Raw genomic sequence first — 21297 nt, forward strand, 5'->3', positions numbered from 1 at the left:
TAGGCCAAACAAGCTGCTCATCGGCAGTGTTACGGCGCCGGGAAACTTCGTTCGACGCTTTCGCCTATGTCCTTCGGCCGAATGGCGCTCGGGAACGGCCCTTGCCACACTTGGTTCCATGCACGCGGACACCGCGACCCACACGAACCAGCCTGGAGGACGCCTCGCATCATGCCGATTGCCTCGTCGACCGAACATCGCGCGATTTCATCCGCGCGGCGCGTCTTTGCCTGTGATCGTTCCGATCGGCATGGTCTCGGCAGGGGCGCAGGCGAGCGATCGTCCTCGCGGCTCCATGCGGCATCGCGCTTCCATGCGCCCGCGGCCGCGCGTTCCGCCACCGCAGTGTGGAGCGCGCCATGGCACGCGTGACGACGCGCAGTCCTTCCACGCGACGCGCCGAAGGCGGCGTGGCCCATCGCGTCATGCCAGGAAACGGCACGCTCGAGTCGACATGGCAAGGCTGGCCGCGCCTCGCCGCGCTGCCCGAGGTCACGCCCGGGGAACTGGTGCCGTCCGGAGGCCGCGCGGTAGTCATCGCACCGCACCCGGACTATGAAGTGCTCGGCACTGGCGGGCTGCTCGCACTGCTTTCCGAATTGAACCGAAGCGTGCTGATCGTCGCGGTCACGGACGGCACCGCGAGTCACCCGCATTCCACCGAATGGTCGCCCGAACGGCTCGCCGCGGCGCGGCCGCTCGAAACTCGCGAGGCATTGCAGCGGCTCAACCTTCGGCAGGTTCAGGTCGCGCGGCTCGGCTTGCAGGACGGCGCCGCCGAACGCATCGAGCCGGGCCTGTTAGGCGGTCTCTCGAAGTGGCTTCGGTCCGATGACATCGTGTTCGCACCCTGGCGTTACGACGGACATCCCGATCACGAAGCCGTCGGGCGGGCGGCCTGCCTCGCAGCGGATGCGCTCGGCCTGCCGTTCGTCGAAGTGCCGCTCTGCGCGTGGCACTGGGCGTCGCCCGACGACGCACGCGTGCCCTGGAGCCGCGCCCGCCGTATCGTGCTGGACGATGCAACGCACGCCCGCAAGCTGCTCGCAGTGCAGGCGTTCAGGAGCCAGCTGGAGCCCGATAAAACGGCGGGGCGAGCGCCGGTGCTCGAAGAACACGCGCTGGCACGGCTGACCCGAGCTTTCGAAGTCGTGCTCATCTAAGCCACGGAGCAGCGTCTGTTCTGCGGCTTTTACTAAACACAGACCATCCACTCGAGCCTTTTCGAGACAAGGCTTTACTGGTTTCCTCTAGTCCTGCCGGACGTGTTTTCGCGATTCTTTACTATACAATCCGCGAATCAAGCGAACCCCGCGCGTGCGATAAACAACGCGCCCCGGCTTCAGGACAGAAAACATCACGATGGCCACTACCATCCGCGACGTCGCCCGTGCGGCAAGCGTTTCGATCGGGACGGTTTCGCGCGCGCTCAAGAATCAGCCGGGCTTGTCGGAAGCCACGCGCGTGCGCGTCGTCGAAGTGGCGCAGCGGCTCGGTTACGACTCCGCGCAACTGCGCACCCGCATTCGGCGCGTCATGTTCCTGCTGCATCGTCAGCACAACAACTTCGCGGTCAGCCCGTTTTTTTCGCAAGTGCTGCACGGCTTCGAGGAGGCGTGCAGCGAGCGCCGGCTCGTGCCGTCCGTGCTCACGGCTGGTCCGACGCAGGATCTCGCGCAGCCAATGCGCCTGCACGCGCCCGACGCCATCGCGGTGGCGGGCTTCGTCGAGCCGGAACTGCTCGTGCATCTGCAATCGCTGGCGCGGCCCATCGTGCTGATCGACCTGTGCGCGCCGGGCTTCCGCTCGGTGAACATCGACAACGCGAAAGGCGCGTCGCTCGCGATGGCGCATCTCTTCGCGACGGGCCGGCGGCGCATCGCGTTCATCGGCGGATCGCTTGCGCATCACAGCATCGCGCAACGGGCGCTCGGCTATCGCAAGGCGTATTTCGATGCCGGCCTGCTGTTCGATCCGACGCTCGAGATCAACGCACAAGCCGGTCTTCCTGCGGATCTCGCCGCCGCCGACGCGATGGAGCGCCTCATCGCCGATGCCCGCGTGCGATCGAATCCGCTGCCCGACGCGGTTTTCGCCTATAACGATGCAGCGGCCCTCGCCGCGATGCGCGTCTGTCTCGCGCACGGCCTGCGCGTGCCGGAGGACATCGCGTTCGTCGGTTTCGACGACATCCCCGCCGCCGCGCACAGCATGCCGCCGCTCTCGACCGTGGCCGTCGACAAGGAAGCGCTCGGCCGACGGGGCGTGGAACTGCTGCTCGAAGATCATTCGAACCCGCTGGCCCAGACCGATTCGCTGATGAGCGTCGAATTCATCGCTCGCGCGAGTTCGCGCAAGAAAGAGGACATCCGCACGCCATGAACCTGACCGCCTCCCCCGCCATCGCCGCTGCAAGCGAGCAGGCAGTGGATCAGAACATCGACTTCCGCAGCCGCGAGTTCCTGCTCTCGCACGTGCGCGACACGCTCGCGTTCTATGCGCCCGTCGCCCGCGATCCGTCCGGCGGCTTCTTTCATTTCTTCAAGGACGACGGCACGGTCTACGACCGCACGACGCGTCACCTCGTGAGCAGCACGCGGTTCGTCTTCAACTACGCGATGGCGTACCGGCATTTCGGCGACGCAGCGTATCTGGACGACGCGCGCCACGCCTTCCGCTTCCTGCGCGACGCGCACTGGGACGCCGTGCACGAAGGCTACGACTGGGAGATCGAGTGGCGCGACGGCCAGAAGCGCACGCTCGACGGCACGCGCCATTGCTATGGCCTGGCCTTCGTGCTGCTCGCGTGCGCGCATGCCGCGATGGCGGGCATCGACGAAGCCCGGCCGATGATCGACGACACCTTCGCGCTGATGGAGCGCCGCTTCTGGGACGCCGGCGCCGGCCTCTACGCCGACGAAGCCACGCCCGACTGGCGGCTTTCCGACTATCGCGGGCAGAACGCAAACATGCACGCGACCGAAGCGCTGCTCGCCGCATACGAGGCCACCGGTCACGTGCTCTATCTGGATCGCGCCGAGAAGATCGCGGGCAACATCACGCTGCGGCAGGCGGGGCTGTCGAACGGGCTCGTGTGGGAACACTTTCACCGCGACTGGTCCGTGGACTGGCATTACAACGAATCGGACAGTTCGAATATCTTTCGTCCGTGGGGATTCCAGCCCGGCCATCAGACCGAATGGGCGAAGCTGCTGCTGATTCTCGAACGTCATCGCGCGCTGCCCTGGCTTGCCTCCCGCGCCATCGAACTGTTCGACGCGGGCTTTTGCCGCGCGTGGGACAACCGTCATGGCGGTCTCTACTACGGCTTCGGGCCGGACGACAGCATCTGCGATCACGACAAATACTTCTGGGTGCAGGCCGAGAGCTTCGCGGCCGCCGCGCTGCTCGGCGCGCGCACCGGCAGCGAGCGCTTCTGGGACTGCTACGACGAACTCTGGCGTTATAGCTGGGCGCACTTCGTCGATCATCGGTACGGCGCGTGGTATCGCATCCTCACGTGCGACAACCGCAAGTACAGCGACGAGAAAAGTCCCGCCGGCAAGACCGACTACCACACGATGGGCGCGTGCTACGAAGTGCTGAACGCGCTCGGCTCCCCGAACAACGCACGGTGAACACGATGCCGACCGATCAAATTCCTTTCCCGCAGTTCGTCTCCGCCGGCGACATCCTCACGGACATGATCCGCACGGGCGAATCCAGCTGGCTGTCGCGTCCGGGCGGCGCGGGCTGGAACGTCGCGCGCGCGGTCGCACGGCTCGGCCTGCCGACCGCGTGCGCCGGATCGATGGGCGTCGACAACTTCTCCGACGATCTGTGGGAAGCGAGCGCCGCCGCCGGTCTCGACATGCGCTTCATGCAGCGCGTGGAACGGCCGCCGCTGCTCGCCATCGTCCACAAGACGCAGCCGCCGACCTACTACTTCATGGGCGAAAACGGCGCGGACCTCGCGTTCGATCCGTCGAAGCTGCCGCAAGGGTGGATGGAACGCGTGAAATGGGCGCACTTCGGCTGCATCAGTCTCGTGCGCCAGCCGCTCGGCCGCACGCTCGCCGCGCTCGCCGCCCAACTGCGCGAGCACGGCGTCAAGATCAGTTTCGATCCGAACTACCGCAACCTGATGGAGCACGGCTACGAGCCGATCCTGCGCCAGATGGCGGGCCTCGCCGATCTCATCAAGGTTTCCGACGAGGACCTGCACATGCTGTTTCGCGGCATCCCGGAAGAGGAGGCGCTCGCCCGCATCCGCGCGATGAACCCGCAAGCCACCGTGCTCGTGACACGCGGCTCCTCGGAAGCGACGCTTTTCTCGGGCGATCAAAGCTATAGCGCCCGCCCGCCCGCCGTGGAAGTCGCCGATACCGTCGGCGCGGGCGACGCCTCCATCGGCGGTCTGCTCTACAGCCTGATGTCGCGCCACGGCGGCTGGCCGGATCATCTGAAATTCGCGCTCGCGGCGGGCGCGGCGGCATGCCGTCACTCGGGCGCGCATTCGCCGACGCTTTCCGAAGTCGAGGAACTGCTGCGAGGCTAAGGACGAAACGAAACGCGCCGACACACGCATCGCATGACTGCGTGCTAGCATGAATTCGATGGTTACGTTCCGGCCTCGAGGCGAATCGATCATGGAAGACACGACGTACACGAAAGGCATCTACACGGCGACGATCGGCGTGCGCGCCATCGATGACGGCAAGTTCCAGGGCCTCGTCTCGCTTGCCCGCGACGACGGCGAAGCGGCCGACGCGACGCTCTACGAAGTCGAGGCCGCATCGGAAAACGAGCACGAAGCGCTCGACGAAGCGCGCGCGCTCGCGCATCGCATCCTCGGGGAAATCGAACTGTAGGGCTGGCGCGGCCGGACTGCAGGCCGAACGCATCGGAGGAACATCATGGCGGAACAGGTCTTCCTTTACGGCGTCTATTCGATCCACGTGAGACCCATCGAGCTGCAAGGCTCGCGATGGGACGCTGAGTACGAGATTCGCCATCTGGATCACGCGGTGAAGACGTGGACGACCGTCGGCGGCGACGATGGCCTGGTTAATCCCGCCGATGCCGTCAAGCTGGCGCACGAACGCGCGGTAGCCGACATCGAAGCCGGCGCGGGCATTCCGAAGCCGCGCGCGTTTCCCTAATCCACCGCTTTCGCGTGCGGTCTGAGGCCGAGCCGCTCCGCTTCCAGACGATCGATCGTCGCGGCGCGCTCGTAGCCGTCACGGGCGATCGCCCGCTCGACGTAATCGAACAGCACGCCTTGCGGTTCGATGATGCGCGCGAGAAATCCGATCTGCAGCGTGCTCGCGAGCAGCAGGTCCGCCGCCGTGAACTGCTCGCCGAGCAGCCACTGGCCTTCTTCGAGCGCGCTCTCGATCGCATGCTCGACGCGCGCGAGATCGCCCCATCCGAAGCTCACCGTATTGCCCTCTGCGCCTGTCATTCGCTCGGCCATCGCGGGTTCGAGGCATGAGCCGGTGAAGAACATCCATTGCAGAAAGCGGCCGCGCGCCGGATCGCCAAGCGGCATGCCGAGCCGCGCCTGTGGATAGCGGTCCGCGAGATACAGCAGCACCGCGCCGGATTCGGCGACGCGCACGAGGCCATCTTCGAGCGCGGGCAGCTTCGCCATCGGGTTGACGCGGCAGAACGCGCTGTCGTTCTGCGCGCCGGCGCGGATGTTGACGCGCACGAGTTCATAGGGCACGCGCATTTCTTCGAGCATCCACAGCGCGCGAAAGGCGCGCGTCTTCGGCCAGTAGAAGAGCTTCATCGCCGTCCTTTTCCAGTCGTCGCTCCAGCCGATCAGGTTAGTCCCAAATCGGCCGGCGACACATGCGGGCCGGCTCCGGGTTTACGTGAAGCGCGCCCGAATCGAGAAGATTTCGCTCGCTTGTCCCGGAAATCATCCGCTTGCGTTTCGATGCGGCCGGAATTGAAGCAAGTGCGCAAAAACATTCCGATATCGTCGGCGAAGAATGGCGTATCGCTCTCATCTCAAAAGAGACACGCCCATGAACGCACGCGTCCCTGCTTCGACTTTTGCCCCTGCGCTTTCGGACTACCAGTTGAGCGACAATCTCGCCGCCACCAGCGGGCGCATCTTTCTGACGGGCACGCAGGCGCTCGTGCGCCTCGTACTGATGCAGCGCGCGCTCGACCGCGCCGCAAATCTGAACACGGCCGGCTTCATCAGCGGTTATCGCGGCTCGCCGCTCGGCATGGTCGACCAGCAACTGTGGAAGGCGAAGAAACTGCTCGCATCGCACGACGTGCGCTTTCTGCCCGCGATCAACGAGGAACTCGGCGGCACCGCCGTGCTCGGCACGCAGCGCGTGGAAAGCGATCCGGAGCGCACCGTCGATGGCGTCTTCGCGATGTGGTACGGCAAGGGGCCGGGCGTCGACCGCGCCGGCGACGCCCTGAAGCACGGCAACGCGTACGGTTCGTCGCCGCATGGCGGCGTGCTCGTCGTCGCGGGCGATGACCACGGCTGCGTGTCGTCGTCGATGCCGCATCAGAGCGATCAGGCGATGATCGCGTGGCACATGCCGGTGGTGAATCCGTCGAACATCGCGGACATGCTCGAATTCGGCCTTTACGGCTGGGCCCTCTCGCGCTTTTCCGGCGCGTGGGTCGGCTTCAAGGCGATTTCGGAAACGGTCGAATCCGGCTTGACGGTCGACCTCGACGCGTTGCAGACGATCTGGAAAGCACCCGACGATTTCATCGCGCCGGCCGGCGGCCTGCACAACCGCTGGCCCGACCTGCCGAGCCTCACGATCGAAGCGCGGCTGCACGCCAAGCTCGACGCGGTGCGTCACTTCGCGCGCAAGAACAGCATCGACAAGTGGATCGCGCCGAGTCCGCGCGCGAACGTCGGCATCGTGACGTGCGGCAAGGCGCATCTCGATCTGATGGAAGCGCTGCGCCGCCTGGAACTCACCGTCGACGATCTCGATGCCGCGGGCGTGCGCATTTACAAGGTCGGGCTGTCGTTTCCGCTCGAAACGACGCGGCTCGACGCCTTCGTCGACGGGCTTTCGGAAGTGCTCGTGATCGAAGAGAAAGGGCCGGTCATCGAGCAGCAGATCAAGGACCATCTCTACAACCGCACGTCGGGCGCGCGGCCTGTCGTCATCGGCAAGGCGACGCAAGACGGTACGCCGCTGCTGCCCGCGCTCGGCGAACTGCGGCCGTCCCGCGTGCTGCCGGTCTTCGCGCAATGGCTCGCGCGCCACAAGCCCGCGCTCGATCGCCGCGAGAAAGTGGTCGATCTCGTCGCGCCGCAAATCCTCTCGAATATCGCCGATGCCGTGAAGCGCACGCCCTATTTCTGCTCGGGCTGCCCGCACAATACGTCGACGAAAGTGCCGGAAGGATCGGTCGCGCAGGCGGGCATCGGCTGCCACTTCATGGCGTCGTGGATGGAGCGCGATACCACCGGCCTTATTCAGATGGGCGGCGAGGGCGTCGACTGGGCGTCGCACGCGATGTTCACGAAGACGCCGCACGTCTTCCAGAATCTCGGCGACGGCACCTACTTCCATTCCGGCATTCTCGCGATCCGCCAGGCCGTCGCCGCGAAAGCGAACATCACGTACAAGATTCTCTATAACGATGCCGTCGCGATGACGGGCGGCCAGCCGGTCGACGGCAGCATCTCCGTGCCGCAGATCGCGCGGCAAGTCGAAGCGGAAGGCATTGCGCTGCTCGTCGTGGTCAGCGACGAACCCGAGAAGTACGACGGCCATCACGACCGGTTTCCGAACGGCACGACGTTCCATCATCGCGGCGAACTCGATGCCGTCCAGCGCCGCCTGCGCGAGACGCCCGGCGTGACCGTGCTCATCTACGACCAGACGTGCGCCGCCGAAAAGCGCCGCCGCCGCAAGAAAGGCGAGTTCCCCGATCCGGACAAGCGGCTCTTCATTAATGAGGCGGTGTGCGAAGGCTGCGGCGACTGCGGCGTGCAGTCGAATTGTCTTTCGGTCGAACCGGTCGAGACGGAGCTTGGAAGAAAGCGCCGCATCGATCAGTCCTCGTGCAACAAGGACTATTCGTGCGTGAACGGCTTTTGCCCGAGCTTCGTCACGCTCGAAGGCGCGAAGCTGAAGAAGGCCGAAGGCCATGCGTTCGATTCGGCCGAACTCGCGCGCCGCGTCGATGCGCTGCCGATGCCGCACGCGCATCTCGATCACGCGCCGTACGACATTCTGGTGACGGGCGTGGGCGGCACGGGCGTCGTGACCGTCGGCGCGCTGATCAGCATGGCGGCGCATCTGGAAGGCAAGAGCGCATCCGTGCTCGATTTCATGGGCTTCGCGCAGAAAGGCGGATCGGTGCTGTCGTTCGTGCGCTTCGCCGCCACCGATGCGCTTCTGAACCAGGTCCGCATCGACACGCAGCAGGCCGACCTGCTGCTCGCCTGCGATATGGTCGTCGGCGCGAGCCCGGAAGCGTTGCAGACGGTGCGGCACGATCGCACGAAGATCGTGGTGAATACGCACGCGATTCCGAACGCGACGTTCGTGCAGAACCCCGACGCGAATCTCCATGCCGATGCGCTCATCGACAAGATGCGCCACGCCGCCGGTCCGAACGCCGCCGACGCGCTTCGCACCTGCGATGCGCAATCGCTCGCGGCGCGCTTTCTCGGCGATACCATCGGCGCGAACATTCTGATGCTCGGCTTCGCGTGGCAGCTCGGGCTCGTGCCCGTGTCGCACGGCGCGTTGATGCGCGCGCTCGAGCTGAACAACGTTGCGGTGCCGGCGAACAAGCTGGCGTTCGCAATTGGCCGGCTCGCGGCGGCGGACATGAGCGCGCTCGATGCGCTGGCGGCATCCGCGCAGCCGAAGCGCGTCGCGATGGAGCAGATGCCGCTTGCGGACCTCGTTCGCGATCGCGAGGAACGGCTGCTGGCATATGGCGGCGAGAAGTACGTGAAGCGTTATCGTTCGCTGCTCGACAAGGCAGCCGCGAATGACGAGGTGAAGCGCGCCATCGCCATCACGTTCTACAAGCTGCTCGCGGTGAAGGACGAGTACGAAGTCGCGCGCCTGCACGCGGACCCGGCGTTTCGGGCCGCGCTCGCGGCGCAGTTCGAAGGCACGGCGGGCGACGACTACACGGTGAAGTTCAACCTCGCGCCGCCGGTTCTGTCGCACGGCGGCGTGCCGAAGAAGAAGACCTTCGGCCAGTGGATGTGGCCGGTGTTCCGCGGGCTGTCGAAAGTGCGTGCGCTGCGCGGCACGGCCCTCGATCCGTTCGGCAAGACGCTGGAACGCCGCATGGAACGGCAGTTGGCGAACGACTACGAAATCACGATGCAACGCGCGCTCGCCCGACTCGACGCCCGCAACGCGAAGGACGTGCAAGCGCTCGCCGCGCTGTTCGAACGCGTGCGCGGCTACGGTCACGTGAAGCTCGCCAATCTCGCGATGATCAAGCGCAGCGAGCGCGATATCGCCGCGCGTCTCGGCATCGAAGCGGCGACGGGCGATGCGGTGCGCGCCGCCATCGACACGATGAAGGGCGCATCGTCGCTAAAGGGGATCCCGGTGGTCGTGGCGAAGTGATCAGTCGTCGTCGGGCAGCCAGTCGATATCGCCGCACAGGACGCAGCGCTTGCCGCCCGAACGCGTTTCGACCGACAGCGTGACGCACGGCATCGCTTCGTTGATCGACAGATACGGCTTCGTCACGTGCACGCGCTCGGGATCGCCGAGCGCCGCGCGAAAGTACGGACGGCGCAGCCAGTTGGCGCCTTGCGCGTCGACGAGCGGAAGGAAGCGCGCTTCATGGGCGGCGCGATCGGCGCGCAGCACGACATTGCGGCCCGACTGCCGCCCGTTCTGATCGAGCAGGAAACAGCGCGCGGCGTGATCGAGCGCGAGGAAATTCCAGCACACCTCGTCGAGCGGTTCGCCCGCCGCGAGCCGCTCGGCGGCGCGTTCGAACGCGCGAACGTAGGGCTGAAGCCGCGTCGCCACGCGCCGCTCGCGCGCTTCGGTCTGGAATCGATAACGCTCGGTGAGATCGCTGATGATGGTTTCTGCGTGCGCGCCATCGGCCAGCCCCGGATGCGGCCGCGCGAAGAAGAAGCCCTGCACGAAGTCCGCGCCGCTCGCGAGCGCAAGCTGCGCCTCGTGCTCCGTCTCGACGCCTTCGATCAGCACGAGCTTGCCCGCTTCGTGCAGCAGCGAGACGATGCCCGACAGCACCGCCTCCATGTTGCGCCGCTGCTTCACCGTGCGCGCGGACAGCGGCGCATGGACGTTGTGTCCCGCGTGCGCGAGCATCACGCGATCGAGCTTGACGATATCCGGATCGAGCTGCCAGATGCGTTCGATGTTCGTATGCCCCGCGCCGAAATCGTCGAGCGCGATGAGAAAGCCGTGATCGCGGAACTGCTGCACCGCCTGCGCGAGACCTTCGATATCCTCGGCGCTCTGCTCCAGCACTTCGAGCACGACGCGTCGCGGCTCGATATGCAGCCGCTTCAGGTTCGCGAGCAACGCCGCCGCGTGATACGGCTCGGTCAGCGCACCGGGATGCACGTTGAGAAAGAGCCATTCGGTCTGGGCGCCCAGCATCTTGAAGTTCTCCAGATGCAGCGCCTGCGCGAGCCTGTCGATCTGCAGCGCTTCCCCGACGCGCGCCGCCTGCCCGAAGACATCGACGGGCGATACCGGGCGATCGAGCGCATCATGCGCGCGCAACAGCCCTTCGTAACCGACCGCCCGCATATGCGACAGGCTGAACACCGGCTGGAACACGCTCGACAGCGTCCACTCGCCGTGCTCGACGGAATAGCGGTCGAGTCCCGACATCACGCCAAGCTCGAAACTGCGCGGGGAAATCGTCGTCTTTTCGGGGTTGGCGATCACCATGTCGATGCCCTCCCACATGCCGTATGCTCCGGTCGCGCGCCGGTCCCGCCTGATACCGTTGTCATAAGAACAGCCCTCGGTGGTAACGCCGGGAGTCTCGTGTCCCGTGGCTGTCGATAAAGCAATGTCCATGCGCGCGATGCCCTCGTATTTGTCGGCGTTTAGCGCGTCCGATGCACCGTCGGCAGGCGATTCCCGCACTTCGACGCACCGCATCGGTGCGCCTCGCAAAATGTCATCGCAGGCGCGACCGGCTAAACTTTTGCGTCAACCCTGTCTCCCGAAACGAACGGACATCGCGCGGACGCCGCGCGCGTCCCGCATTCTCATTGCCTGCATGGAAATCGTCTTCACCGTTCTCATCCTGCTGATGATCGTCGCGCTGTCGGGCGTCGGCCTGTCGCTGCTGCCCATCAAGCTGCCGCTTCCGCTGATTCAGATCGCCATCGGCGCGATGCTCGCGTGGCCCGGCTTCGGCCTGCACGTGACGTTCGATCCCGAACTGTTCATGCTGCTGTTCATTCCGCCGCTGCTGTTCGCGGACGGCTGGCGCATTCCGAAGCGCGAGCTGTACATGCAGCGCCGCGCGATTCTCATGCTGGCGCTGGGGCTGGTGTTCATCACCGTCGGCGCGCTGGGCTATTTCCTTCACTGGATGATTCCGGAGATGCCGCTGCCCGTCGCGTTCGCGCTCGCCGCCGTGCTCTCGCCGACCGATGCCGTCGCGCTGACGGGCATCGCCGGGCGCAATCGCATTCCGGCAAACCTGATGCATGTCCTCGAAGGCGAAGCGCTGATGAACGACGCGTCCGGTCTCGTCGCGCTGAAGTTCGCCATCGCGGCCGCGCTCACCGGCATGTTCTCGCTGCGCGAGGCGGCGGTGAGCTTCGTGGTGATCGCAGTGGGCGGGCTCGTGATCGGCGCGGCGATCAGCTATGCCGTCACCGAAATCCCGGCGCGCATCCTCAAGTTTTCCGACGAAGACGATCCCGCCGCCGGCGTCATCCTCACCGTGCTGATCCCGTTCGCCGCGTACGTCATCGCCGAGCGCGCGGGTTGTTCGGGCATTCTGGCGGCGGTATCGGCGGGGATGATGATGAACATCCAGAGCCTGCGCGACAGCATTCCGAGCGCCGTGCGCGTGCGCATGACGAGCACCTGGACGATGATCGAGTTCGTCTTCAACGGCATGGTGTTCCTGCTGCTCGGGCTGCAATTGCCGCACATCATCGGGCAGGCGCTGGTGGAGGCGCATCACGACGGCAACGCGCGAGTCGGCATGCTGATCGGCTATGTGCTTGCAACGGTGATCGCGCTGTACGCGCTGCGCTTCGTGTGGGTCTATTGCCTGCGCTGGTTCGCGAGCCGCAGCGCGGCGAAGTCGGGCCTCGAAAGCGCCGCGCCCGGCATCCGCACGCTCGCGATGACGACCATCGGCGGCGTGCGTGGCGCGGTGACGCTCGCGGGCGTGCTGTCCTTGCCCGTCACGCTCGATAACGGCGCGCCGCTCGCCGGACGCGACCTCGCGATCTTCATCGCGTCGTCGGTGATTCTGGCGTCGTTGACGGTGGCGGTCGTCGGCTTGCCGGTGATGTTGCGCGGGGCGAAGCGCGAGCGCAATCCGCACGCCGCCGAAGAGCGCATGGCGCGCCTGCGCGCGGCGCAAGCGGCGATCCGCGCCATCGACGATACGCATGACGTGTTGATCGAAGAAATGGACGAAGCGGCGTCCGCCCGTTGCGCCGATACGACCGCGCGCGTGATGAGCGTGTACCGGCGCCGGCTGGCATCGCTCGGCGACGATGAAGCGCCGCGCGCGGCAGCGAAGAAAAGTGAAATCGTGGAGACGCGGCTGAAGATGGCGGCGCTGCGAGCCGAGCGCGCAGAATTGCTGCGGCTGCGAACCGATCAGGCAATCAACGACGAGACGCTGAACAAGCTGATGCGGGAGATCGATCTTTCGGAGACGGCGATCGTGAACCGGAAGCGCGGCATGGCGGGGTGATTCGCCGAAAGCCCGCGCGATGCGGGCTTTCGGCAGGGCGACGACTCAGACGACGCCGGAGCCGCGCCGGCGCAGGAGCGCATAGAAAATGATCGCGCCGAACGTTGCGGTCCCGATGCCGCCGAGCGCAAAGCCGCCGAGCCTGAGCGTGAAGTCGCCTGCGCCGAGCACGAGCGTGACAGCCGCCACGATCAGATTGCGGTTATCCGAGAAATCCACCTTGTTGACGACCCAGATGCGCGCGCCCGTCACCGCAATCAGCCCGAAGACGACGATCGACACGCCGCCGAGCACCGGCCCTGGAATGGTCTGGATGACCGCGCCGAACTTCGGCGAGAAGCCGAGCACGATGGCGAACAGCGCCGCGATGACAAAAACGAGCGTCGAGTAGATCTTCGTGACCGCCATCACGCCGATGTTTTCCGCGTACGTCGTCACGCCCGTGCCGCCCGCGAAGCCCGACACGATGGTCGCGAGGCCGTCGCCGATGAACGCCCGGCCGATGTACTTGTCGAGGCTGCGTCCGGTCATCGCGCCGACCGCCTTGATGTGGCCGAGATTCTCCGCAACGAGAATGATCGCGATGGGCGCGAGCAGGGTCATCGCCTGTGCGTTGAAGACGGGCGCGGTGAAATGCGGCAGGCCGAACCACGCGGCGTTGGAGACGATCGAGAAGTCGATCGGCTTGCCCATGCTCATGCCGTTGGTCAGCACCGCATAGATGACGTACGCGATTGCAAGGCCGATCAGGATCAGCAGCCGCTGCGCCATGCCTCGCGCGAACACCGCGACGCCGCCGACGCACAGCACGGTGACGAGCGCCATCCACGAATCGAAGTTGCTGCCGCTCACGCCCTTGACCGCGATGGGCGCGAGATTCAGCCCGATCACGCAGACGATCGAACCGGTGACGACCGGCGGCATCAGCGTTTCGATCCATTTCGTGCCGATTGCTGCGACGATCAGCCCGATGATCGCGTAAGCCACGCCGCACGCGATGATCCCGCCGAGCGCGACCGGGATATTCATGTTCGGCCCGTGTCCGCCGTAGCCGGTGATCGCGATTACCAGCCCGATGAACGCGAAGCTCGAGCCCAGATAGCTCGGCACCCGTCCGCCGACGAGCACGAAAAACAGCAGCGTGCCGATGCCCGACATGAAGATGCACAGATTCGGATCGAAGCCCATGAGCAGCGGCGCGAGCACGGTCGAGCCGAACATGGCGACGACGTGCTGCACGCCCATGGCGATCATTTGCGGCCAGTGCAGCCGTTCGTCGGGCGCGACGACGCGGCCGCCTTGCGCATCCGGCTGGACCGGCCAGCGCGGGAAGTATGAATCGGACATGGCAACGCTCCTTCTCGGCGATCTTTGAACAGGCGCGAGTGTACGGAGTGGGTCGGGCAGTGGCAAGCGAAGCGAAATTACGTGTGGCTTACGGGATGATCGGGGATTTTGCGGGCCGATTCGGTGTGGTAAGCGCAGCCCGCGTCCATATCGCGACCTGCGACCCGCGGCCCGCTGCGCCGTTGCGCTGCCGGGCGCGTTCGACAAGCGCGCGCGCCAAGGCTGAATTGGTCGATGCCCGCGGCAGGTAATATCCACGCCGCTAGCGACGCGCGCCCTTGACGCTTCGGCGCGCTTCTTGGCCGCGTCCGCCGACATGGGGCTACGCCGGGCGAGGGAACGGCCATCGCCCGCAACGGACGCGAGGCGGCACTAGTCCGCGCCCGCTACGACGTCCGCATGCTGCGCTAGCAGCTGAAAGGCGATGCCCTTCTTTTGCGCAATGTTCTCGGTCAAGCTGCACGCCCCGCGAGGCGGCATTCGCATGGACCAGATGACGCCAATTTTGAGCGCGGGATGTGGGATGTGGGGAACGAAGCGCACGGCTCTCGAACGAATTGCCGCCGCCGTTTGATTGACTAGAAGCAATCAATTAGGAAGCGTCCTAGTTTTAGGAAAAGTCGTATGTAACGGGTGACGCGCGCCACGTATGCTGTCCGTGTGCGTATCCCCATGTATATGCACGAAGTCGTTGCAACTCTCCGATTACCGCCCTCGTTCCCCGGCTTGGGCGGTTCTTTTTTTTCTGCCTCGTTTAGTTTCTCCTTCCCGGCCGCGTCCGCGCGATCATCGCCTCCATCACGGCCGCAGGTCGCGCAAGACGCCCCTCTTCCTTCAAGGCTTTACTGTCGCACCGGCTTCTTCGCCAGCTTCCGCTGCAAGGTGCGCCGATGCATGTTGAGCGCGCGCGCCGTCGCCGAGATGTTGCCGTTGTTTTCCGCGAGCGCGCGCTGGATGTGCTCCCATTCCAGCCGCGCGACGGACAGCAGCGTCGGGTTCTCGATTGCTTCCTCCGCCGTCTGCTCGCTCGCCTCTTCGTGCAGCGCCGCGAGAATCGATTCGACATTCGCCGGCTTCGCAAGGTAATTGTCCGCGCCGTCCTTCACCGCCTGAACCGCCGTCGCGATGCTCGCGTATCCCGTCAGCACGAGAATGCGCGCGTCCGGTTGCAGGTCGCGCAGCGGCGCGACGAGGCGCAGGCCGGAATCGTTGCCGAGATGAAGGTCGACGGTGATCTGGCCGAACTTGTGCTGATTGGCGAGCTTCACCGCTTCGTCGGCATTGTGCGCCTGATGCGGGGTGTAGCCGCGCCGTGCGAGACCGCGCGCCAGGATGCCTGAGAAAACCTCGTCGTCATCGATGATCAAAAAGTTCGTATCGCTCATTTTCGTTTCTCCTTGTTGACCGCCACCGGCATATCCGCGCCCGCGCGGTCCCTTTCACTATTTCGATTCCTGCATGCGGCTCAAACTGCGCCGCTCGATTCCGTCCGCGCGGCCTGGCCCGCCGCCGTCACCGCCCCGCGATCCGGCAATCGCAAGACGGCGCGGGTGCCGCGCGGCTCGCCCGGCAACAGTTCGATCGCCCCGTCGAGCCGCGCCGCGGCCTCGAACGCCAGATAGAGTCCGACGCCATGACCGCCCTGCGTGCTGTCGACCGGCCCCGCGCCCAGCGATGCGCGCAGCGCGGGCGGAATTCCCGCGCCGTGATCGCAGACTTCGAAACGCACGTACGGCGCGCGATCTACCTTTTCGGTCACCGTCTGCAGCGAGACGAACTCGCTGCTCGCGCGCGCGGCGTTGTCGAGAAGGATCGTGAGAATCTGACCGACGGCGACGGCATCGTCGATGGATGCGCCCGCCGGGGTATCGCCGACCTGCCTGAACTTCACCTGCGGATGACGCAGCCGCCACTGCTCGACGAAGCTCTTCAGCCATTCGTCGAGCGCCTGCCGGCTCGACGGCCCGCTTGCCCGGCTGCGCAGGCGCGCGAGCGCCGACGTGCACAGCCCCATCTGCTGCTCGAGCAGTTCGAAATCGGCGGAATACGGCGCGAGGTTACGGTCGTGCGCGGCGGCATCGCGGAGCTCTTCGGAGAGCATCGCGATAGTGGAAAGCGGCGTGCCCATCTCATGCGCGACGGTCGCCGCCTGCACGCCGAGCGCTACCGCCCGTTCATCGCGCAGATGGCGTTGCTGGGCATCGGCGAGCGCGGCGTCGCGCAGGCGCAGTCCGCGCGACATGCGCGCGACGAACCAGCCGATCAGCCCCACGCTCACCATGAAATTGACCCACAGGCCGGTGCGGAAATAATCGAAGAGATTCGCCGGATTCTCGATATTGAGCGGCACGTAGTTGTAGCTGAGCAGCGCATAACAGGCGACGGCGAAGAGCGCGAGGCAGGTCATCATCGCCCAGGGAAGAATGGCTGCGGCGATTGCGAGCGAGGGCAGATAAAGCGTCACGAACGGATTCGTCGCGCCGCCGGAGAGAAAGAGCAGCGCGGAAAGCGCGCCGAGGTCCACGCACATCTGGCCGAAAAGCTCGAGATTCGTCTCGGGCCGCGCCCGCGCGACGCGCAGCCACGTCAGCCCGTTGAAGATCATCTCGAGCATGATGACGAGGAGCATCGCCGGCAGCGGGAGCTTCGCGCCGTAGAAGATCTGCACGACGGCGATGGTCGACAACTGGCCGATGATCGCGAGCGAGCGAAGCCAGAAAAGATGGCCCAGGTTGACGCGTCCGGTATTGGTTATGCGGTGCATGTTCCGTCGATTGCGTGCCGGGCCGCGCAAGCGCCGCCGGGCGTTTCGTGTTCCATGCGGCATTATCCCGCTTGCGCGCACCCCGGAACCGCCGATGGCGCGATTTGTCGCACCTTGCGCGGCACACGCTCTGCTATTCGATGTCGGCGGCGCGCGTCTTTTCGATCAGCGCAACGAGGCACGCGCGGCACAGGCAAGGCTCGTCTGGCTGCAGGAGATCCGCCGGCAGCGCGGGAAGCGCGGCGCACCAGCAGGTCGAGTCGCCCGCGAGCGAACCGCATCGGAACGGCGCGCCGCAACGTGCGCAGACGGGTGCGCCGTCCGTGCGCTGCCCGCGTGTGGATTCGATGTTCATCGTGGTGACGTGTTGATGACAACAAGGAATATCGCCGATGATCGCACGCCGGCCGCCGAGCCGGAAAACGCGGCGGCGTCGCGGGAAAACCATCCTGTTGCGCTGCCTCAGTCCTGTACAATCCGGCGTGTTTAAACGCTCTTTGCCTCAACTGCCGCCATGTCCGACCTTCCCGACCTCACGCAGATCGCGCCTACCCTGAAGGCTGAAATTCTGGCCGAGGCGCTGCCTTATATTCGTCAGTATCACGGCAAGACGGTCGTGATTAAATACGGCGGCAATGCAATGACCGAGGAGCGCCTGAAGCAGGGCTTCGCGCGCGACGTCATCCTGCTGAAACTGGTCGGCATCAATCCGGTGATCGTCCACGGCGGCGGCCCGCAGATCGATCAGGCGCTGAAGAAAATCGGCAAGCAGGGCACCTTCATTCAGGGCATGCGCGTCACCGACGAAGAGACGATGGAAGTCGTCGAATGGGTGCTCGGCGGCGAAGTGCAGCAGGACATCGTCACGCTCATCAATCACTTCGGCGGTCAGGCGGTCGGGCTGACGGGCAAGGACGGCGGCCTTATCCACGCGCGCAAGCTGATGATGCCGGACCGCGACAACCCCGGCCAGTTCATCGACATCGGGCAAGTGGGCGAAGTCGAGTCGATCAATCCGGCCGTCGTGAAGGCGCTGCAGGACGACGCGTTCATTCCCGTCATTTCGCCTATCGGCTTCGGCGAAGACGGCCTGTCGTACAACATCAATGCGGATCTGGTCGCGGGCAAGCTGGCCGTCGTGCTGAACGCGGAAAAGCTCGTCATGATGACGAACATCCCCGGCGTGATGGACAAGGAAGGCAACCTGCTGACGGACCTTTCCGCGCGCGAAATCGACGCCCTCTTCGCCGATGGCACCATCTCCGGCGGCATGCTGCCGAAGATTTCGTCGGCGCTCGATGCCGCGAAGAGCGGCGTGCGCTCGGTGCACATCATCGACGGGCGCATCGAACATTCGGTGCTGCTCGAGATCCTGACCGAGCAGCCGTTCGGCACCATGATCCGCTCGCACTGAGCTTCTTCCCGTCACAACGCCCGCCACCGCGCGGGCGTTTCTTCGAGCGCCATGAATTCGCAACGCCCTTTGCGCCGCCGTCGCGTCGAACCGCGCGGCCCCGTCTGGCTCTTCGACCTCGACAACACGCTGCATCACGCGTCGCATCAGGTTTTCCCGGCCATCAATCGCGCGATGACGCAGTACATCATCGACCGCGTCGGGGTGGATATCGACGAGGCGAACCGGCTGCGCGTCGGCTATACGGTGCGTTACGGCGCGGCGCTGCTCGGGCTCGTCAAGCATCACGGCGTCGATCCCGCCGACTTCCTGCATGTGGTCCATACGTTCTCCGATCTTCCGTCGATGCTGCGCGCCGAACGCGGCATCAAGCGCATGCTGCACGCGTTGCCCGGACGAAAGATCGTGCTGACCAACGGGCCGTCCGTGTACGCGCGGGCAGTGCTCGCGGAACTGGGCATCGACAGGCTGTTCGAGCGCGTGATCGCGATCGAGGACATGCGCGCAGGCGACCGATGGCGCGCCAAGCCGGATGCGCCGATGCTTCGCCAGGCGATGCGCCGCGCGCACGTGCGGCTCTCCGATGCGATCCTCGTGGAAGATACGCGCGGGCATCTCAAGCGCTATCGTCGGCTCGGCATCCGGACGGTGTGGATCGTCGGGCATCTGCCGGTGGCGCGCACGTCGAGCGGCTCGGTGTCGGTGCGGCTGCCGGGCGCGGGGCGGCCGCACTATGTGGATCGCACGGTAAAGTCCGTTCGCGCGCTTTCGCTCGGACTTCGCGGTCGTGCGTTCGGGCGGCCCGATCCGAAGGTGTAAGCGGGCGCAAGTCCTTCGCCGTCCGAAGGGGCATCGCGCATACCGGCGACTTGTCCGCTTTTATTACGTTTTCCGCTATACTTCACCGCTAATCTGAATTGAACACGCGCCGATTTGCTGACTCGATTGCGGGCGCGCGAACCCAGGGCCGAAGCCCGGCGGTTCACTATAAATGCGGCTAAAGAGGTCGTCAGCCGCGCCCATGCTCCGCGCACAGCCGACACCGTTTAGCCGCTTCGTCAAAGGCGGAATGAATGGAATCGATCGGCATCGTCAGTCCCCAAACCCTGCACTTCAAAGAGCCGCTCGTCCTGCAGAGCGGCAGTTCGCTCGGCGACTATGAACTCGTCGTGGAAACGTATGGCGAGCTCAACGCCGCACGCTCGAACGCGGTGCTCGTGTGCCACGCGCTCAATGCATCGCATCATGTCGCGGGCGTCTATGCGGACGACCCGAAGAACGTCGGCTGGTGGGACAACATGGTCGGTCCCGGCAAGCCGCTCGATACCAATCGCTTCTTCGTGATCGGCGTGAACAATTTCGGCTCGTGCTTCGGCTCGACGGGTCCGATGAGCATCGATCGCACGACGGCCAAGCCCTACGGCGCGAGCTTTCCCGTCGTGACCGTCGAAGACTGGGTGCATGCGCAGGCGCGCGTGGCGGACCGCTTCGGCATCGAACGATTCGCCGCCGTCATGGGCGGCAGCCTCGGCGGGATGCAGGCGCTCGCGTGGAGCATCATGTATCCGGAGCGGCTCGGGCACTGCATCGTGATTGCGTCGACGCCGAAGCTGTCCGCGCAGAACATCGCGTTCAACGAAACGGCGCGCTCGGCGATCCTCTCCGATCCCGACTTCCACGGCGGCGATTACTACGCGCATGGCGTGAAGCCGCGCCGCGGCTTGCGCGTCGCGCGGATGATCGGCCACATCACTTATCTGTCGGACGACGACATGGCCGTCAAGTTCGGCCGCGCGCTGCGCCGTGCCGAAGGCGCGCTCGATGCGTACAACTTCAACTTCGACGTGGAGTTCGAAGTGGAGTCGTATCTGCGCTATCAGGCCGACAAGTTCGCCGAATACTTCGATGCCAACACGTATCTGCTCATTACCCGCGCACTCGATTACTTCGATCCCGCGAAGTCCCACGACGGCGATCTGACCAGAACGCTCGCCAGCACCAAGGCGAAGTATCTGATCGCGAGCTTCACCACCGACTGGCGTTTCGCGCCCGCGCGCTCGCGCGAAATCGTGAAGGCGCTGCTCGACAACAAGCGCACGGTGAGTTACGCGGAGATCGACGCGCCGCACGGCCACGACGCCTTCCTGCTCGACGACGCGCGCTATCACAACCTGATGCGCGCCTACTACGAACGTATCGCCACGGAGGTCGGCGCATGAACCAGAACACTCTCGATTCCCTTGCGCTGCGCTCGGACTTTCGCGCGATCGCGCGCTGGGTGGAGCCGCGCGCGACGGTGCTCGATCTCGGCTGCGGCGACGGCTCGCTGCTCTCGCTGCTCGGCGAAGAGCTCGAAGTGAACGGCTACGGCATCGAAATCAACGACGCCGGCGTGCTTGCATGTGCGCAGAAAGGCGTGAACGTGATTCAGCAGAATCTCGAGGACGGCCTGCGTCTCTTCGAAGACGACAGCTTCGACTTCGCGATCCTCTCGCAGACGCTGCAGACGATCCACCAGACCGCCGCGATCCTGCGCGAAACGGTGCGCGTCGGGCGTGAGTGCATCGTTTCGTTTCCGAACTTCGGCTACTGGCCGCATCGGCTGGCGGTCATTCAGGGGCGCATGCCGGTGTCGAAATCGCTGCCTTATCAATGGCATAACACGCCCAACGTGCGCGTGCTGACCATCAAGGATTTCGAGGCGCTCGCGCCCGAAGTAGGCATCGAGATCCTGGACCGGGTGGTGCTGCATGGCGGGCAAACCGTCCGTTGGGGCGCGAACTGGCGTGGTAGTCTTGCGGTCTATCGCGTGAAGCGCCGGTGATTCGTCCCGGCTTCATCGCATCGACAA

Annotated in this window: 18 protein-coding genes; 12 read left to right on the forward strand and 6 right to left on the reverse strand. The window is 65.3% G+C overall.

Annotated elements, in window-relative coordinates; genetic code table 11:
- Positions 1–359: 359 nt before the first annotated feature.
- From P9220_RS03400 to P9220_RS03425, 6 genes are all read left to right on the forward strand, one after another.
- The gene (locus P9220_RS03400; RefSeq protein WP_309763590.1) at positions 360–1163 is read left to right on the forward strand and encodes a PIG-L family deacetylase; all 804 of its coding nucleotides are present in this window, start codon (positions 360–362) and stop codon (positions 1161–1163) included.
- 199 nt (positions 1164–1362) lie between these two features.
- Positions 1363–2382: a LacI family DNA-binding transcriptional regulator gene (locus P9220_RS03405; RefSeq protein WP_309763591.1), complete on the forward strand. Its 1020-nt coding sequence runs from the start codon at positions 1363–1365 to the stop codon at positions 2380–2382.
- Positions 2379–3638 (forward strand): AGE family epimerase/isomerase, encoded by a 1260-nt coding sequence (locus P9220_RS03410; protein WP_309763592.1) that lies wholly within the window; start codon positions 2379–2381, stop codon positions 3636–3638. The genes P9220_RS03405 and P9220_RS03410 overlap by 4 nt, the downstream gene beginning before the upstream one ends.
- Positions 3639–3643: 5 nt before the next feature.
- On the forward strand, positions 3644–4558 hold the full coding sequence (locus P9220_RS03415; protein ID WP_309763593.1) for a carbohydrate kinase: 915 nt from the start codon (positions 3644–3646) through the stop codon (positions 4556–4558).
- A 91-nt stretch (positions 4559–4649) separates the two neighbouring features.
- Positions 4650–4871: a hypothetical protein gene (locus P9220_RS03420; protein WP_309763594.1), complete on the forward strand. Its 222-nt coding sequence runs from the start codon at positions 4650–4652 to the stop codon at positions 4869–4871.
- A 45-nt stretch (positions 4872–4916) separates the two neighbouring features.
- Positions 4917–5162: a hypothetical protein gene (locus tag P9220_RS03425; RefSeq protein ID WP_309763595.1), complete on the forward strand. Its 246-nt coding sequence runs from the start codon at positions 4917–4919 to the stop codon at positions 5160–5162.
- Here the strand turns inward: P9220_RS03425 and P9220_RS03430 are convergent.
- A complete protein-coding gene (locus P9220_RS03430; protein ID WP_309763596.1) occupies positions 5159–5794 on the reverse strand; it encodes a glutathione S-transferase in 636 nt (211 codons plus the stop codon). The genes P9220_RS03425 and P9220_RS03430 overlap by 4 nt on opposite strands.
- Before the next feature lie 241 nt (positions 5795–6035).
- On the opposite strand from P9220_RS03430, the gene P9220_RS03435 reads away from it, so the two are divergent.
- On the forward strand, positions 6036–9602 hold the full coding sequence (locus P9220_RS03435) for an indolepyruvate ferredoxin oxidoreductase family protein (protein WP_309763597.1): 3567 nt from the start codon (positions 6036–6038) through the stop codon (positions 9600–9602).
- On the opposite strand, the gene P9220_RS03440 is transcribed toward P9220_RS03435, so the two are convergent.
- On the reverse strand, positions 9603–10916 hold the full coding sequence (locus tag P9220_RS03440; RefSeq protein WP_309765366.1) for an EAL domain-containing protein: 1314 nt from the start codon (positions 10914–10916) through the stop codon (positions 9603–9605). It lies immediately after the preceding gene.
- Positions 10917–11253: 337 nt separating this feature from the next.
- On the opposite strand from P9220_RS03440, the gene P9220_RS03445 reads away from it, so the two are divergent.
- Complete coding sequence (locus P9220_RS03445) at positions 11254–12921, forward strand: Na+/H+ antiporter (protein WP_309763598.1); 1668 nt, start codon at positions 11254–11256, stop codon at positions 12919–12921.
- 45 nt (positions 12922–12966) lie between these two features.
- Here P9220_RS03445 and P9220_RS03450 read toward each other — a convergent pair whose 3' ends face one another.
- The 4 genes from P9220_RS03450 to P9220_RS03465 all read right to left on the reverse strand — a co-directional run bounded on the left by P9220_RS03450 (position 12967) and on the right by P9220_RS03465 (position 17387).
- The gene (locus P9220_RS03450) at positions 12967–14268 is read right to left on the reverse strand and encodes a solute carrier family 23 protein (protein ID WP_309763599.1); all 1302 of its coding nucleotides are present in this window, start codon (positions 14266–14268) and stop codon (positions 12967–12969) included.
- Positions 14269–15110: 842 nt separating this feature from the next.
- Positions 15111–15653, reverse strand: coding sequence for a response regulator transcription factor (locus tag P9220_RS03455; RefSeq protein WP_309763600.1), 543 nt, complete (start codon positions 15651–15653; stop codon positions 15111–15113).
- Between the two features lie 80 nt (positions 15654–15733).
- Positions 15734–17032, reverse strand: a complete 1299-nt coding sequence (locus P9220_RS03460) for an ATP-binding protein (RefSeq protein ID WP_309763601.1) — start codon at positions 17030–17032, stop codon at positions 15734–15736.
- A 133-nt stretch (positions 17033–17165) separates the two neighbouring features.
- Complete coding sequence (locus P9220_RS03465; protein ID WP_309763602.1) at positions 17166–17387, reverse strand: cysteine-rich CWC family protein; 222 nt, start codon at positions 17385–17387, stop codon at positions 17166–17168.
- A gap of 159 nt (positions 17388–17546) precedes the next feature.
- On the opposite strand from P9220_RS03465, the gene argB reads away from it, so the two are divergent.
- From argB to metW, 4 genes are all read left to right on the forward strand, one after another.
- Positions 17547–18446: an acetylglutamate kinase gene (gene argB / locus P9220_RS03470; protein WP_035967206.1), complete on the forward strand. Its 900-nt coding sequence runs from the start codon at positions 17547–17549 to the stop codon at positions 18444–18446.
- A 51-nt stretch (positions 18447–18497) separates the two neighbouring features.
- Positions 18498–19265: a pyrimidine 5'-nucleotidase gene (locus tag P9220_RS03475; RefSeq protein ID WP_309763603.1), complete on the forward strand. Its 768-nt coding sequence runs from the start codon at positions 18498–18500 to the stop codon at positions 19263–19265.
- A 254-nt stretch (positions 19266–19519) separates the two neighbouring features.
- The gene (locus P9220_RS03480; RefSeq protein ID WP_309763604.1) at positions 19520–20665 is read left to right on the forward strand and encodes a homoserine O-acetyltransferase; all 1146 of its coding nucleotides are present in this window, start codon (positions 19520–19522) and stop codon (positions 20663–20665) included.
- Positions 20662–21270: a methionine biosynthesis protein MetW gene (gene metW, locus P9220_RS03485; RefSeq protein ID WP_309763605.1), complete on the forward strand. Its 609-nt coding sequence runs from the start codon at positions 20662–20664 to the stop codon at positions 21268–21270. The genes P9220_RS03480 and metW overlap by 4 nt, the downstream gene beginning before the upstream one ends.
- Positions 21271–21297 lie beyond the last annotated feature (27 nt).

Origin of the sequence: Caballeronia sp. LZ016 (genome assembly GCF_031450805.1) — a bacterium.
Lineage (GTDB): Bacteria > Pseudomonadota > Gammaproteobacteria > Burkholderiales > Burkholderiaceae > Caballeronia.

Bases quoted from the DNA above. Each gene is read 5' to 3' on its own strand.
- P9220_RS03415 (WP_309763593.1), top strand. From the start codon at position 3,644: ATGCCGACCGATCAAATTCCTTTCCCGCAGTTCGTCTCCGCCGGCGAC.
- P9220_RS03400 (WP_309763590.1), top strand. From the start codon at position 360: ATGGCACGCGTGACGACGCGCAGTCCTTCCACGCGACGCGCCGAAGGC.
- P9220_RS03480 (WP_309763604.1), top strand. From the start codon at position 19,520: ATGGAATCGATCGGCATCGTCAGTCCCCAAACCCTGCACTTCAAAGAG.
- metW (WP_309763605.1), top strand. From the start codon at position 20,662: ATGAACCAGAACACTCTCGATTCCCTTGCGCTGCGCTCGGACTTTCGC.
- P9220_RS03460 (WP_309763601.1), bottom strand. From the start codon at position 17,032: ATGCACCGCATAACCAATACCGGACGCGTCAACCTGGGCCATCTTTTC.
- P9220_RS03450 (WP_309763599.1), bottom strand. From the start codon at position 14,268: ATGTCCGATTCATACTTCCCGCGCTGGCCGGTCCAGCCGGATGCGCAA.
- P9220_RS03445 (WP_309763598.1), top strand. From the start codon at position 11,254: ATGGAAATCGTCTTCACCGTTCTCATCCTGCTGATGATCGTCGCGCTG.
- P9220_RS03430 (WP_309763596.1), bottom strand. From the start codon at position 5,794: ATGAAGCTCTTCTACTGGCCGAAGACGCGCGCCTTTCGCGCGCTGTGG.
- P9220_RS03425 (WP_309763595.1), top strand. From the start codon at position 4,917: ATGGCGGAACAGGTCTTCCTTTACGGCGTCTATTCGATCCACGTGAGA.
- P9220_RS03435 (WP_309763597.1), top strand. From the start codon at position 6,036: ATGAACGCACGCGTCCCTGCTTCGACTTTTGCCCCTGCGCTTTCGGAC.
- P9220_RS03475 (WP_309763603.1), top strand. From the start codon at position 18,498: ATGAATTCGCAACGCCCTTTGCGCCGCCGTCGCGTCGAACCGCGCGGC.
- P9220_RS03420 (WP_309763594.1), top strand. From the start codon at position 4,650: ATGGAAGACACGACGTACACGAAAGGCATCTACACGGCGACGATCGGC.
- P9220_RS03410 (WP_309763592.1), top strand. From the start codon at position 2,379: ATGAACCTGACCGCCTCCCCCGCCATCGCCGCTGCAAGCGAGCAGGCA.
- P9220_RS03440 (WP_309765366.1), bottom strand. From the start codon at position 10,916: ATGGTGATCGCCAACCCCGAAAAGACGACGATTTCCCCGCGCAGTTTC.
- P9220_RS03455 (WP_309763600.1), bottom strand. From the start codon at position 15,653: ATGAGCGATACGAACTTTTTGATCATCGATGACGACGAGGTTTTCTCA.
- P9220_RS03465 (WP_309763602.1), bottom strand. From the start codon at position 17,387: ATGAACATCGAATCCACACGCGGGCAGCGCACGGACGGCGCACCCGTC.
- argB (WP_035967206.1), top strand. From the start codon at position 17,547: ATGTCCGACCTTCCCGACCTCACGCAGATCGCGCCTACCCTGAAGGCT.
- P9220_RS03405 (WP_309763591.1), top strand. From the start codon at position 1,363: ATGGCCACTACCATCCGCGACGTCGCCCGTGCGGCAAGCGTTTCGATC.